This window comes from Bacillus sp. RZ2MS9 (assembly GCF_001816185.2).
Lineage (GTDB): Bacteria > Bacillota > Bacilli > Bacillales > Bacillaceae_G > Bacillus_A > Bacillus_A cereus.
Map to the genome: position 1 here is coordinate 1,357,156 of NZ_CP049978.1, position 13,989 is coordinate 1,371,144.

A 13,989-nucleotide genomic window follows, 5' to 3' on the forward strand; every position below is an offset into this window, starting at 1 on the left:
AGTTCTCTCCTTTTTTTGCTATGTTTTTTGGGAAAGGAGAGGAAGGGATGTTCACTTATTTATATGCACTGTTAGCAGGGATGGTGTTTGGTTCTTTTTTTATGCTAGTTGCGATGAGGGTTCCATTAGGTGCTTCTATTATTACCCCGCGTTCACATTGTGATTATTGCAAATATGTGCTAAGGACAAAAGAACTAATCCCCATCATTTCATTTTATATACAAAGAGGCTGTTGTACGAATTGTAAGAGGAAAATTCCAATTATGTATGTAGCATTTGAATGTATAACAGGAGGTATATTTCTTCTTACAGTGTATATGATTGGAATAGAACGAGAGCTTATTATTATTTTATCCCTTTTTTCGCTACTTCTTATTATTTCAGTTACAGATTACTTATATATGTTAATTCCTGATTGTATTTTAATTTCGTTTGCCTTTTTACTCATTCTCGAAAGTGTTTTTGTACAATTAGTTACTTGGACAGATAGTATAGCTGGTAGTGGTGTTATATTTATTTTGTTATATTGCATGCAAAAGATATATCCAGAAGGGCTTGGCGGAGGAGATATAAAACTACTTTCGTTACTTGGATTTATAGTAGGAGTGAAAGGAGTTTTTATCGTTTTATTTTTAGCATCTTGTTTTAGTCTTTGTTTTTTCGGGATTGGTATCGGATTAAAACGTATAGAAGTACGAAAGCCAATTCCATTTGGTCCTTTTATTAGTCTCGGGGCAATATGTTATGTATTGGCCGCATATTCAAATTAGAGAGGGAATCGAAAATGAACGTATATATGGATGATCAAAGAAGTTGCCCGTTCGGGTATGTGCCCGCAACTACAGTAGAATGTGCTTTGCAAATGGTTCGGGATTATGATGTGAATATTCTTTCTCTTGATTTTAATATGGGAGGGGGAGCGAAAAATGGACTAGATTTTGTAGAAGCTTTTTGTACAGAGGGGTTATATGTAAATGAAATTCACTTTCATACGAATGATGTCATCGGTATGCACAAGATGAAACAGAGAATGGATAAGGGAAAGGAAGAAGGAGAAATTACTCCTCACCTTGTTATTAAATACGTGGGAAGCTAAAAACTCCAAAGTAAAACTTTGGAGTTTTTAATGTTTCATATGGGCTTGTAAAGGAATAATCTCTTCTTGTTGAGCTGTTGCGATTTCAGTTTCTTCCTGTTGAACTTCAGGCGTTTTCTTTGTTAAGTAGTGGTATACCATACCGACAAATACTGATCCGCCAATAATGTTACCAATTGTAACAGGAATTAAGTTATGAATAGCACCTGAAAAAGAAATTGTCTCAGGATGCGGTGAAACTAAAGATAAAGCAAAGAGTGATAAGTTTGCAATACTATGTTCGTAACCAGATAAGAAGAATGTGAAAACAAGTAGCATCATGACCATTATTTTTGCTGTGTCACCTTTAACCTGAGAAGGTAAGAAGCAAGCAAGACATACGAGCCAGTTACATAAAATGGCTTTAAAGAATAACTGCATCGTAGGTGTATTCATCTTTCCTTCAACGACTTTACTCATTAAGTGACCGTGATCAATTGCTTCAAAAATTCCAGTTGCGTAAAATAGTAAGGCAAAGAATAATGCGCCGGCTAAGTTACCTGCATAACAAGCAACCCAGTTACGAAGTGTATCAGAAATCGTTGTTTCTTTTCTTAAAGTTGCGACAGTAAAGTACATTGTGTTCCCAGTAAACAATTCAGCACCGCCATATATAATAAGTACGAGAGCAATCCCGAAAAACATAGAAGCGGCTAAATAAGTTGCTGGTGAATCTGCAATGTGAAAAAAGTTACCTAATTTAAAACATAGTACAATAATAAAACCGATATAAATACCAGCAAGTGCAGCACGAATGAAATATTGCATTGGGTTTGTATCTAGTATTTTCTTTTTGCTTTTAGCCAGTTTGACAACATAATCTAGTCCTTGTTCTAGCATGAGTAATACGCTCCTTTAGTAAATCTTCTAAAAATACTCCTTATATGAATAAAGTACATGGAATTGTTCTTACTTTCAATAAGTTTGTGCAATGTTTCACAAAAAGGACATACATACATTAAGAAAACGTTTACAAAAGGTAGTATAATGGAATTTTTTCTGGACATTGCGAGGAAGAAAGGAAAAAGAAAAAGCGCTGTAATTACAGCGCTTTTTCGTCTAAATTCTTTTCCACTTTTACTTCTACTTCTTTTGAGAAGAACCAACCACCAACTGCGATTCCGACTAATACAATCCAGAATGTAAGCTTCCACGGAGTGGATTCTGGGAATGAATGTGGAATTACATTTAATGCAGGATGTGCTAATGTATAAACTGCTAGCTTCACACCAACCCAACCTACAATTAAGAATGCTGCAGTTTCAAGCCCTGGTTTACGTTTTAAGATTTGTACGAAAGCAGTTGCTGCAAATCGCATAATGATTAATCCGATAAGTCCACCTACAAAGATAACAACGAATTGCCCAGTATCAAGACTACCAATTGTACCTAGTCCTGTTTTTGGTAAAGTCATTGCTAGTGCAACAGCAGCTAAAATTGAATCAACTGCGAAGGCGATATCAGCAACCTCAACTTTAAATACAGTCCACCAAAAGTTCTCTTGTTTTTTCTTTGCTTCTTTTTCTTCAGTTTCTTCATCTGTATTCTTTTTAACATATGTTTTAAATAAGTGATTACCAGCGATAAACATAAGGTAGATGGCACCGATTGCTTGCACTTGCCATACATCGACTAAGAACGAAATCATAAATAACGATCCAAATCGGAAAACGAATGCCCCCGCTAATCCGTAAAATAGTGCTTTCTTTCGTTTTTCTTCTGGTAAATGTTTTACCATAATTGCAAGAACAAGAGCGTTATCAGCCGCTAAAATCCCTTCAAGTGCAATTAGGATGAGTAATACCCAACCATACTCCAATAATAATGATACATCCATGTACATTCTCCTCTCATCTCTATAACTTCTAAATAAGTGAAGAATTTCCCCACTATTTAGTTTCCCCATACTCCTGCCTATTAACTTTGGGAGAATCTGGAAATGAATGCAAAAAAGACCTCTGCCGTTAATAGGCAAAGGTCTTGCTAGACATATGTAATAAAAATGCCAACAAAGCCGGAAGAACTAAGTTCTACGTAATGACGACTTTGTTTCCAAGATATATTCTTGGACGCTACTCCCCTTTGGAGATATGTTATTGTATTCTCATTATATGGATAATTTATACGGTTGTCAACCTGTTAAAATATCTTCATTCGGATATTTTATTTTTCGGTTCTTTTTACGAGCAAATGAAAATGCCAATGTTAAAGGACCCATTTTCCCAAAAAACATCATAAAAATAATAATCGCTTTTCCAATTATAGTTAAGTGGGGTGTTAAGTTCATACTGAGGCCAACAGTCCCAAATGCTGAAAATACTTCGAAAGCACTCATCAATAGAGGAACTCGTTCAGTAATACTCAAAATTAAAATAGCAAAAAAGATAAATGAAATAGAAATAATAGTAATGGTTAATGATTTGACAATGAGAGTATCTTTAATGGATTTTTTAAATACGACAATATCTTCTTGTTGTTGTAAAAATTTAAATACGCCAAAAAATATGATTAAAAATGTTGTTAACTTAATCCCCCCACCCGTTGAAGCACTACCAGCACCAATAAACATAAGTAGCATCATTAATAGCAGGGAAGGTTTTGACAATGTAGAAATATCAACTGTATTAAAACCGGCAGTTCGCGTTGAAATTGCTTGGAAATAAGAGGCCATTCCTTCTTCAAATGGGGTAAACCCTCTCATAGAAAGGGAGTTATGGAACTCGAATATAAAAATAAAAAGGGTAGCAATAATGTTGATGATTAGAGTAGAAGAGAGCATAAGTTTTGAATGTAGTGTAAGGTTTTTAAAGTTTTTCTTTCTTTTTATGTCTACGATCACTGTAAAACCAATTCCACCTAAAATGATGAGAGAGGAAATGACGAAATTGACAATAATACTATGAGAATGGGACATTAAATTATCGCTCCACACAGAAAAACCAGCATTGTTAAAGGCTGAGATTGAATGGAAAAAACTATAATAGATCCCTTTGGTAACCCCGTATTTTGGTACCCACTCAAAAGAAAGAATTAAAGTAGCGATACATTCGACTGTAAAAGAGAATAAAAATAATGCTTTGGCAAGACGGATGACGCCGCCTATATTTGTTTGATTTAATGCTTGTTGTAATAAAATACGGTTTTGAAGACCGATTTTTCTGCCGAGCATAATCGCAATTAAGACAGCAAAGCTCATAATACCAAGCCCGCCAACTTGTATAAGCGTTAAAATGATACATTGTCCAAACAAAGTAAATACTTTTCCAGTGTCCACAACACCAAGCCCTGTAACCGTACAAGCAGAAACTGTTGTAAATAAAGCATCGAGCCATGAAATAGACGTTGTTGTAGCAATTGGAAGCTTTAATAAGCATGTACCTATAATTGATAACATGATAAAAGACAAAGTAAGAACGCGGGGAGGACTCATACGAATGTTAATCCGTTTCATGTTATATATCGTTCCTTTCTGTTTGCTCTTACTAGTATGTGAAAAAGTCCGATTATGTATGTGAAAAATAGAAAGAGGCAGAGAATATCTGCCTCTAAGCCATATGTTATATTATTATCCACGTAATTGTTGTTGAGCTAAAGAAACAAGACGTTTTGTTACTTCACCGCCAACTGATCCGTTAGAACGAGATGCTGTATTAGACCCTAAGCTTACGCCGAATTCTTGTGCAATTTCATATTTAAATTGATCAAGTGCTTGTTCAGCACCTGGAACTAGTAATTTGTTTGTTTTTGCCATGATGATACACATCCTTATGAGTAATCCAGTCCAGATAAGTACTTATCTGAATTGGTACTGTTATTTTATGTGGAACCGGCGTGCTCATACGCGGAAGTAATCGGTGTGATTAGAAGTTATTGGATAGAAAAAAGAGTAGCAAATTTGCTACTCTTTTTTTAGTATTGTCGCTGTACCTTCCACGACAATATTATCCGATTGATTATATATATTTGTTTGCAACGTAATGATTTTTTTATCGTCACGCTTCTTAATAACCTCTGCCACAACGCGAAGTGTATCACCGATTTTGACAGGGGCACGGAATGAAACATTTTGGGATAAATAAATTGTATTTTTGCCTGGGAGTTTCGTTCCAAGGATGGTAGAAATAAAACTCGAAACGAGCATACCATGGGCAATACGTTCTTTAAACATTGTCGTTTTCGCAAAAGAATCTAAAATGTGAATAGGATTCACATCTCCAGTCAATTTTGCAAAATTGATAACATCTTCATCTGTAATTGTTTTTGTAAGGGATGCTTGATCACCGACTTGAATCTCATCATAGCGAAGCTCCGGAACAGTTTGTGCTTCTTGAAATGGATTCATTTTGTCCTCCTTCTTTTCCATATCGAAAAATGTTAGCCATCTTGATGTAGTAGGAGGAAGAAAGAGTTTTGTTTGTGCTGCGGTTAGCTCCCACATTTTTCTTACTTGATGGAAGTAAATAGATTTTTTGAGTTTTCCTCGAACTTTTTTGCGAGTTCCAACTGTTTTGACTTGAACTCTTCCAAAAAACCCTCTAACTGTTTTTGAGCCTCTTCACGTTGTAATTGTTGTTGTTCAATAAATTGTTTTGTTGTTTCTTCAAATTGACCGCTTGTTTGTGTAAGAATTGACAAAGATGTTTTTGTAGGAGAAACAGTAAGTTGATGCATATGAGCAGAAAGTTCCTTCCATTTGTCCTGCCACTCGTTAATTTGATCATTTAAGGAGTTTCCAGTTAATTGTTTCACGTAATCTGTATATTGGTTGTTGAACTGAGCAGTGAGTTGTTGTAGTTCTTTTTCTAGTTCATCTACTCCTGATGTTAATTTATGCAAAGCGTCTTGTTGTTGTTTTAATGTTTCTAAAGTAAGCTGCTCTAATTGTTTCCCAGCTGAAGAGAAAAGGGAAAGTGATTGAGACCAGTTTTTCCAAAATGCATCGACTAATTCGTATGGTTTAGTTTCCATTGTTTGACCCCCAAATGTTTTTTTGCATATTGTGAACGCAGATTACTCTGCTGTACCACCAGGTGAAGATGAAGAATCCTTTTCATCCTTTTCTGGAGAAGTAGAAAATGGAAAGAATGCATTGGTGTATAACGTGAAAAACGTTCGCAACATATTTTGATAATGTTCAAAAGAAGTCGCACATGTTGTTAAATATTGCTCTCCATATTCAGTTAAAGAATAAATTCTTTTTGCCGGCCCTCCATCGCTTGTATCCCAAGTAGAAGAAATAAGGTTTTCTTTTTCTAATTTGCGTAGTGTTCTATAAACATTACCTTGGTCAACAGAAGAAAAGCCGATATCCATTAGCATTTGAATAAGTTTGTAACCATGAAGACTCCAGTCTTTTAGACAGAGAAGTAAGAAGGGAACTAAGAAGTTTTTTGGCATGGAGTTTGGTTGCTTCGCTTGGTTGCTCTCCAAACTTTCGCGTTGTTCTGGTTCATTTTGTAGCATGATTGTGCATCACCTCATGAATCAGTTAGATGGAATTTTTTGCTTATAAGTGCAATTTACACCTATCTGTTTTTAAAGTCAACACATTTGTTAGAAAATAGAAAAAAATAAAATATAGACTTGAAGTTTTATTCAGAATATTAGAAAATAGTGAATAGGTTGAATTGTTTCAAAAACGAAAAAGGGAGTGTAGGTAAAGTGATTGATCAAAAATTCGATCCACTACAAGCATGGAAAAATGCTTATGAACAAACCGAAACATTTTGGGGAAAAGCGCTCAATGAAACAATTAAAACAGAAGAATATTCTGCTTGGATGGGCAGCGTTCTAGATTTGAATTTGTTTTATCAAAAAGCATTAAATGATACGACAAAAAACTATTTAGAACAAGTAAATGTGCCGACGAAAGAGGATATCGCAAGAGTAGCTACGCTAGTTATTAACTTAGAAAATAAAGTAGATAACATTGAGGAGTTTCTAGAGGAGAAAGTCGATTCTTTAGGACAAGCTCCTACATTAAAGCGTGATGTGACGAAAGTGAAACAAGATATTCGTACGCTTGAAACAAAAGTAGATCAAATTTTAGAATTGCTAGAAAAGCAAAATGCAGTACTAGCTAAACTACAAGTACCTGTAAAAGAAGAGGTAAAGCCTGCGAATAAGCCAGAAAATAAAAAATGATAAAAGCGCTTGTTTATAACAGATAAAAGAGAGAGGGAGAATCTCTTTTCACGTATAAACAGCGAAACATAATTATATATGGACTCTATAGTATGAGTACCAAAATGATTCATAACAATCGTTCACAAATTCATTTAAGGGGGAAAAGAAATGGTTCAATTAAATGGAAAAGTAGCAATCGTAACAGGTGGAGCAAAAGGAATTGGAAAAGCAATTACAGTAGCATTAGCACAAGAGGGAGCAAAAGTAGTTATTAACTATAATAGCAGTAAAGAAGCAGCTGAAAATTTAGTGAATGAATTAGGAAAAGACGGACATGATGTTTATGCAGTGCAAGCGGATGTTTCTAAGGTAGAAGATGCAAACCGACTTGTAGAAGAAGCTGTGAATCATTTTGGTAAAGTTGATATTCTTGTTAATAATGCTGGTATTACAAGAGATCGTACATTCAAAAAGTTAAATCGTGAAGATTGGGAGCGCGTAATTGACGTGAATTTAAGTAGCGTATTTAATACGACAAGCGCTGTTCTTCCATACATAACAGAAGCGGAAGAAGGAAGAATTATTAGCATTTCTTCTATTATTGGTCAAGCAGGTGGATTTGGCCAAACAAACTACTCAGCAGCAAAAGCAGGTATGTTAGGATTTACAAAATCATTAGCGTTAGAACTTGCAAAAACAAATGTCACTGTAAACGCTATTTGCCCAGGATTTATTGATACTGAAATGGTAGCAGAAGTACCAGAAGAAGTACGTCAAAAAATCGTTGCAAAAATCCCGAAAAAACGTTTTGGTCAAGCCGATGAAATTGCAAAAGGTGTAGTATACCTATGCCGTGACGGTGCGTATATCACAGGTCAACAATTAAACATTAACGGCGGATTATATATGTAATGAAGTAAGAAAAAAGTGCATATCCATAGCAGGAATGCACTTCTTTTTTTAAGAAGGAAATCGACCAAAAAGGAGATAAAAAAATGACTACATTCGCAACAGAATGGGAAAAGCAATTAGAGCTATACCCAGAAGAGTACCGAAAAGCATACCGCCGAGTGAAAAGGGCGAGTGAAATTTTATTACGTGAACCAGAGCCGCAAGTAGGGTTAACGCCGAAAGAGGTTATTTGGACGAAGAATAAGACGAAGCTTTATCGCTACATTCCAAAACAAGAAAAAACACAAAGAGTTCCAATTCTGTTAATATATGCTCTTATTAATAAACCATATATTATGGATTTAACTCCTGGAAATAGTTTAGTGGAATATCTAGTGGATCGTGGTTTTGATGTGTATATGCTTGATTGGGGCACATTTGGTTTAGAAGATAGTCATTTGAAATTTGATGATTTTGTGTTTGATTATATTGCAAAAGCAGTAAAAAAAGTAATGCGAACTGCAAAATCGGACGAGATTTCTTTACTTGGTTATTGCATGGGTGGAACGCTAACTTCTATTTATGCAGCACTTCATCCGCACATGCCAATTCGTAATTTAATTTTCATGACAAGTCCTTTTGATTTCTCTGAAACAGGATTGTATGGCCCTTTATTAGATGAGAAATACTTCAATTTAGATAAAGCGGTTGATACATTTGGAAATATTCCGCCAGAAATGATTGATTTCGGAAACAAAATGTTAAAGCCAATTACGAACTTTGTTGGTCCATATGTTGCTTTAGTAGATCGTTCAGAGAATGAGCGCTTCGTCGAAAGCTGGAGATTGGTTCAAAAGTGGGTTGGTGATGGTATTCCGTTCCCAGGTGAATCATACAGACAGTGGATTCGTGATTTTTATCAAAATAATAAGTTGGTTAAGGGTGAACTCGTTATTCGCGGACAAAAGGTAGACCTTGCAAATATTAAGGCGAATGTCTTAAATATTTCCGGGAAACGTGATCATATCGCTTTGCCATGTCAAGTAGAAGCATTACTAGACCATATTTCTAGCACAGATAAACAATATGTATGTTTACCAACAGGGCATATGTCTATCGTTTACGGTGGAACAGCTGTAAAACAAACATATCCGACGATTGGAAATTGGCTTGAAGAGCGTTCTAATTAAAAATAAAAAAATCCAACTAGCTTATGTTAGTTGGATTTTTTTATGAAAAATAACAAAACATAGAAAGGAGAAATTTATATTTTAGGAGTATAATTATGAAACTTATGATGGGTAAGTTGTTTTGGAATACAGGAGTTTCTGTACCTTGTTATCCACTGTTAGAAAATGATATGATATGTGATGTGCTCGTAGTTGGAAGCGGCGAAGCCGGTGCTCATATAGCGCATTCGTTAGCGAAAATTGGCATGAGTGTTACACTTATTGAAAAAAGAGCAATTGCGTGTGGTAGCACAGCTGCTAATACAGGTTTACTACAATTTCTTCATGATAAATCGTTAACCTCTCTTATCCATACATTTGGTAAAGAAAAAGGGGTACGAGCATATAAGCTTTGTTATGAAGCGCTAAGAACAATGGAAGAGGTTATACCGACTCTTGATATTAATCCCCATTTTATTCCGCGAAATAGTTTATATTATGCAAGTAAAAGTGAGGATGTCTCATTTTTACAAGAGGAATATAATACGTTACAGAATTATGGATTTCCAGTTGAATATTTTACAGAAGCTGATATTAAGAAACGTTATTCTTTTGCAAAACAAGCAGCGTTATATACGCAAGGTGATGCTGAGGTGAATCCGTATTTACTAGCGTATAGTTTTTTGCATAAAGCAAACCAAATGGGAGCTAATATATATGAACATACAGAGGCAATACATATAAAAAAACGCAAAAATGATTTAATTTGTTACACGAAAACAGGAAATCAAATTGTAGCAAAGAATATTATTATGGCGACAGGTTATGAGGCGCTTTTTGGAAAGAAAGAAAAAAATACAACAGTAGACACCTCTTATGCAATTGTAACAAATGAAATAGATCAATTTGAAGGCTGGCATGAGCGATCGTTAATTTGGGAAACGGCACGGCCCTACTTATATTTTCGAACGTATCGAAACCGCATTATTGTAGGCGGATTAGATGAAGCGCTACAAATTCAAACAATTGGTGATACGAAATTATTGCATAAGCGTGATATCCTTATTAATATTGTAAAAGAGATGTTCCCGCAGTATAAAAATATACAGGCAGACTACTATTGGGCAGCCGCATTTGGTGGTACTCATGATGGTCTCCCCATTTTAAAAGAAGACGAAAAGATACATAATTTGTTTTATGCATTGCCGTATGGAGGTAATGGAACTGTATATGGAATGGTCTTTGCCAAATTATTTGAGCAGTTATTTACAAATAAAGAAAGTAAAGATTTTTCTTTATTTAATCGATAGAAAAAAGGTAGCGAAGTGATGGAATGAGAGATATAAAAAAGTTTTTACAAAAATTACGTCCTGTACAACTCATCGTTTTGTTTTATTTATTAGCGGTAGTTGTATCGGTGATATTGCTTAGTTTACCGTTTGTTACGAAGCCTGGTGTGAAATGGACATTTATAGATGCGCTTTTTACATCGGTTAGTGCGGTAAGTGTTACGGGACTGTCTGTTATTACGATTTCAGATACGTTTACTACAGCAGGAATTATTGTTTTAGCTCTTATTTTACAATTAGGCGGCTTAGGAATTATGGCGCTTGGGACATTTGTTTGGATCATTACGGGGAAAAAGATTGGTTTGCAAAGAAGAAGATTAATTATGGCAGACCATAATCAAGGAAATTTATCGGGTCTCGTAGAATTGATGCGTTCTATTTTAATTGTAATTATTTCAATAGAACTTATTGGAGCAATCTTATTGGGGACAAGATTTTTACTTTACTTTCCGACTTGGCAAGAAGCTTATTTTCACGGTTTCTTTGCAGCTGTTAGTGCGACTACGAACGGCGGATTTGATTTAACAGGACAATCATTAATTCCGTATAAAAAAGATTATATTGTTCAAATGATTCATATGTTACTAATTATTTTAGGAGCGATTGGTTTCCCTGTGCTAATGGAAGTGAAACAATTCCTTAGTAAAAGGAGACAACAATTATTCCGTTTTTCATTATTTACAAAATTGACGACAACAACATTTTTTGCACTCGTTGTTGTTGGTACAATTATGATTTTTTTACTGGAGAGAAATCATTTTTTAGTAGGAAAGTCATGGCATGAAACTGTATTTTATACATTATTCCAATCTGTGACGACGCGAAGTGGTGGACTTGCAACAATGGATATACGTGAATTATCACAACCGACGCTTTTATTTATGAGTATATTAATGTTTATAGGGGCATCTCCAAGTTCGGTTGGGGGCGGAATACGTACAACTACATTTGCTGTTAGTATATTGTCACTATACACCTTTGCAAGGGGCGGTAGAACAGTTAGAGTCTTCAAACGTCAGCTACATGAAGAGGATGTACTGAAAGCATCTGTCGTTATGACGATGGGGATTTTGTTATGTGCTACTGCGCTATTCATTTTATCTATTACGGAAAATGTACCGCTTATGAGCTTAATTGTTGAAGTTTGTTCTGCTTTCGGAACGACGGGACTATCAACAGGTGTTACGCCTGATTTAACAACTGTTGGGAAACTTGTACTTATTGTGCTTATGTTTATCGGACGCGTTGGTATTTTAACATTTATTTTAGCTAGTGGTGGAAGGGAACAACCACCTCGCTATAAATACCCGAAAGAGCGGATTATTATTGGATAGTATGAAACCATTCTACCTACGTTAGGTAGAATGGTTTTTTAGTCGTTAATGCCAAATTGTGGATGCATAAAAGCTTCATTTTTATTATCCACTTCGTTTTTTAGCAACTCTTGATTTTCTTCTGAAATCCACCCAATATCATTTGTCGGATGGATCCACTCATCGCCAGCCATAATGGCAGGATCTACTTCATCACTCCAATTGTTAAGCGGACTGTTCTCGGAATTATATTTACTGTCTCCAATTACAACATTATATTGATTCACAAAAGGTTGTTGCATCGTTTTCCCTGTTCCTTTAAAAGATGGAAAATTCATTTGATGCGGGAGCGTTTCGTCTAAAATGGGTGATTGAATCTTTTCTTTTTTCTTCAAAATTATCGCTCCTTTTTATAATGATTTCTTCATATGTAGTATTTCCATCTAACGCCTCTTATGTACTTGTTAACACTTGCCAGTAATAATTATTTTAAGTTGTTTCAAACTAGAGTAGAAAGTGATTTCTTGAGAGCAGGTGAATGTATTGGTAAAAAGAAAAGTGAAACAAAATGCGGCAATCAATAATAATAAAACTCCGAAAGAAAGCTTACCAGATGCAGAATTTGCATTAGAGTATGAAGGAGAAAATAGCGCAAAGTATGCGAATCGTAATTCAAAAAAAGGGAAACAAAAATGAGGCGTTTTTTACAAACGCCTCATTTTTTTGTGGGATTATAAAGGTTTTTTAATTATTTGTAAATTTAGTGTTTTCTATTAGCAGAAAAATGCGAAAAAACATAGAAGTAGCAACGTATTACACAAAAACAAACAACAAACAAAAGATTAATGTTGGTTTAATACTGCTTTTACACTAGTTGTTTATATTTGAGTTGTACATAAGATTTGTAAAAGGAGAGAGAAACAGTGAAAAAAACAATCTTTAAAGCTGTAGCGACTGGAATGGTATTTTCGTTATTAATGGGGTGTGGTGCAAAGAAGGAAGAAAGTGCTGGAGCGAAAGTGAAAGATGACAAATTATCTGGATCATTAACTGTTTACACAGCAATTGAAGAAGAGCTTGTACCAATTTATCTTGATTCCTTTAAAAAGAAATATCCTGATGTGAAATTGAACATTGTACGTGATTCAACAGGAGTTATTACTGCGAAATTACTAGCTGAAGGGAAAAATACACAAGCCGATGTTGTATGGGGAACTGCGGCATCAAGTCTATTAGCTTTAGATAAAAAAGATATGTTAAAAGGATACTCTCCAAAAGGAGCAGATCGTGTTCTTCCACAATTTAAAGATGATAAGCAACCTGAAAAATGGGTAGGAAATACTGCATTTATGACGGGGATTGCTGTAAATAAAGAAGAGTTAAAGAAGAAAAATTTACCGATGCCAGAATCATATGAAGATTTAACGAAACCAGAGTATAAAGGAACACTTGTTATGCCACATCCAGCATCATCTGGAACAGGATTTTTAACAGTTTCTGCATGGCTACAAATCATGGGTGAAGATAAAGGCTGGGATTACATGAAGAAACTTCATGATAATATGGCAAGTTATACGCATTCAGGATCAAAACCAGCGAAATTAGCAGGAGCGGGTGAATATCCAGTTGGCGTATCAATGGTTTATAGTGCTTTGAAAGAGAAACAAAAAGGTGCACCAGTTGAAGTTGTATTGCCGAAAGAAGGATTAGGTTGGGAAGTAGAAGCGAACGCACTTATTAAAAAAGATAATGCAAAAAATGAAAAATTAGCGCAAGCATTTTTAGATTGGGCGATTACTGATGATGTAATGAAGTTATACTTCGAGAAAAATGGATTTGCGACAATTAAAAATGATTATAAACTTCCAGATGGATTCCCTAAAGATGTAACAGAAAAGTTATACAAAAAGAATGACTTTAAGTGGGCAGCAGAAAATCGTGACAAAATTTTAGAAAAATGGGAAAAAGAGTTTGGCCAAAAAGCAGAACCGAAAAAGTAAGTGAGT

At 35.1% G+C, this 13,989-nt stretch carries 17 protein-coding genes and 1 riboswitch; of the genes, 9 read left to right on the plus strand and 8 right to left on the minus strand.

Annotation, left to right across the window (positions count from 1 at the left end; translation table 11 throughout):
• Positions 1 to 47 precede the first annotated feature (47 nt).
• Together BHV55_RS06970 and BHV55_RS06975 are read left to right on the plus strand one after the other, a co-directional pair.
• A complete protein-coding gene (locus tag BHV55_RS06970) occupies positions 48 to 770 on the plus strand; it encodes a prepilin peptidase (protein ID WP_000495716.1) in 723 nt (240 codons plus the stop codon).
• 14 nt (positions 771 to 784) lie between these two features.
• Positions 785 to 1,096, plus strand: coding sequence for a cyclic-phosphate processing receiver domain-containing protein (locus BHV55_RS06975; RefSeq protein ID WP_070757168.1), 312 nt, complete (start codon positions 785 to 787; stop codon positions 1,094 to 1,096).
• A gap of 27 nt (positions 1,097 to 1,123) precedes the next feature.
• On the opposite strand, the gene BHV55_RS06980 is transcribed toward BHV55_RS06975, so the two are convergent.
• The 7 genes from BHV55_RS06980 to phaQ all read right to left on the minus strand — a co-directional run bounded on the left by BHV55_RS06980 (position 1,124) and on the right by phaQ (position 6,598).
• Positions 1,124 to 1,975, minus strand: a complete 852-nt coding sequence (locus tag BHV55_RS06980) for a formate/nitrite transporter family protein (protein ID WP_000893027.1) — start codon at positions 1,973 to 1,975, stop codon at positions 1,124 to 1,126.
• A 202-nt stretch (positions 1,976 to 2,177) separates the two neighbouring features.
• Positions 2,178 to 2,972 (minus strand): TerC family protein, encoded by a 795-nt coding sequence (locus BHV55_RS06985; protein ID WP_000383326.1) that lies wholly within the window; start codon positions 2,970 to 2,972, stop codon positions 2,178 to 2,180.
• An 82-nt stretch (positions 2,973 to 3,054) separates the two neighbouring features.
• A riboswitch (yybP-ykoY riboswitch) is annotated at positions 3,055 to 3,228 on the minus strand.
• A gap of 38 nt (positions 3,229 to 3,266) precedes the next feature.
• Positions 3,267 to 4,586, minus strand: a complete 1,320-nt coding sequence (locus BHV55_RS06990; RefSeq protein WP_000822330.1) for a TrkH family potassium uptake protein — start codon at positions 4,584 to 4,586, stop codon at positions 3,267 to 3,269.
• A 114-nt stretch (positions 4,587 to 4,700) separates the two neighbouring features.
• On the minus strand, positions 4,701 to 4,886 hold the full coding sequence (locus BHV55_RS06995; RefSeq protein WP_001140707.1) for an alpha/beta-type small acid-soluble spore protein: 186 nt from the start codon (positions 4,884 to 4,886) through the stop codon (positions 4,701 to 4,703).
• Between the two features lie 147 nt (positions 4,887 to 5,033).
• Positions 5,034 to 5,477 carry a MaoC family dehydratase gene (locus BHV55_RS07000; RefSeq protein WP_070757167.1) on the minus strand — a complete coding sequence of 148 codons (444 nt, stop codon included), beginning with the start codon at positions 5,475 to 5,477 and terminating at the stop codon, positions 5,034 to 5,036.
• Positions 5,478 to 5,578: 101 nt separating this feature from the next.
• Entirely contained in the window at positions 5,579 to 6,103 is a 525-nt protein-coding gene (gene phaP, locus BHV55_RS07005; RefSeq protein WP_000448594.1) for a polyhydroxyalkanoic acid inclusion protein PhaP, read from the minus strand.
• A 42-nt stretch (positions 6,104 to 6,145) separates the two neighbouring features.
• Positions 6,146 to 6,598, minus strand: coding sequence for a poly-beta-hydroxybutyrate-responsive repressor (phaQ, locus tag BHV55_RS07010; RefSeq protein ID WP_000939955.1), 453 nt, complete (start codon positions 6,596 to 6,598; stop codon positions 6,146 to 6,148).
• Positions 6,599 to 6,796: 198 nt separating this feature from the next.
• Here phaQ and phaR point away from each other — a divergent pair, with 198 nt between their 5' ends.
• The 5 genes from phaR to BHV55_RS07035 all read left to right on the plus strand — a co-directional run bounded on the left by phaR (position 6,797) and on the right by BHV55_RS07035 (position 12,004).
• Positions 6,797 to 7,279: a polyhydroxyalkanoic acid synthase subunit PhaR gene (gene phaR, locus BHV55_RS07015; RefSeq protein WP_000566942.1), complete on the plus strand. Its 483-nt coding sequence runs from the start codon at positions 6,797 to 6,799 to the stop codon at positions 7,277 to 7,279.
• Positions 7,280 to 7,429: 150 nt separating this feature from the next.
• A complete protein-coding gene (locus BHV55_RS07020) occupies positions 7,430 to 8,173 on the plus strand; it encodes an acetoacetyl-CoA reductase (protein ID WP_000250407.1) in 744 nt (247 codons plus the stop codon).
• Positions 8,174 to 8,256: 83 nt separating this feature from the next.
• On the plus strand, positions 8,257 to 9,342 hold the full coding sequence (gene phaC / locus BHV55_RS07025) for a class III poly(R)-hydroxyalkanoic acid synthase subunit PhaC (RefSeq protein ID WP_000206336.1): 1,086 nt from the start codon (positions 8,257 to 8,259) through the stop codon (positions 9,340 to 9,342).
• Positions 9,343 to 9,437: 95 nt separating this feature from the next.
• The gene (locus BHV55_RS07030) at positions 9,438 to 10,631 is read left to right on the plus strand and encodes an NAD(P)/FAD-dependent oxidoreductase (RefSeq protein ID WP_000772518.1); all 1,194 of its coding nucleotides are present in this window, start codon (positions 9,438 to 9,440) and stop codon (positions 10,629 to 10,631) included.
• Positions 10,632 to 10,654: 23 nt separating this feature from the next.
• Positions 10,655 to 12,004, plus strand: coding sequence for a TrkH family potassium uptake protein (locus BHV55_RS07035; RefSeq protein ID WP_001204707.1), 1,350 nt, complete (start codon positions 10,655 to 10,657; stop codon positions 12,002 to 12,004).
• 38 nt (positions 12,005 to 12,042) lie between these two features.
• Here the strand turns inward: BHV55_RS07035 and BHV55_RS07040 are convergent, their stop codons facing one another.
• Entirely contained in the window at positions 12,043 to 12,378 is a 336-nt protein-coding gene (locus BHV55_RS07040) for a DUF3905 domain-containing protein (protein ID WP_000726028.1), read from the minus strand.
• A 148-nt stretch (positions 12,379 to 12,526) separates the two neighbouring features.
• Here BHV55_RS07040 and BHV55_RS07045 point away from each other — a divergent pair, with 148 nt between their 5' ends.
• Both BHV55_RS07045 and BHV55_RS07050 read left to right on the plus strand, forming a co-directional pair.
• The gene (locus BHV55_RS07045; protein WP_000240799.1) at positions 12,527 to 12,679 is read left to right on the plus strand and encodes a hypothetical protein; all 153 of its coding nucleotides are present in this window, start codon (positions 12,527 to 12,529) and stop codon (positions 12,677 to 12,679) included.
• A gap of 227 nt (positions 12,680 to 12,906) precedes the next feature.
• Positions 12,907 to 13,983, plus strand: a complete 1,077-nt coding sequence (locus BHV55_RS07050; protein WP_000750895.1) for a putative 2-aminoethylphosphonate ABC transporter substrate-binding protein — start codon at positions 12,907 to 12,909, stop codon at positions 13,981 to 13,983.
• The last annotated feature ends 6 nt before the right edge of the window (positions 13,984 to 13,989 follow it).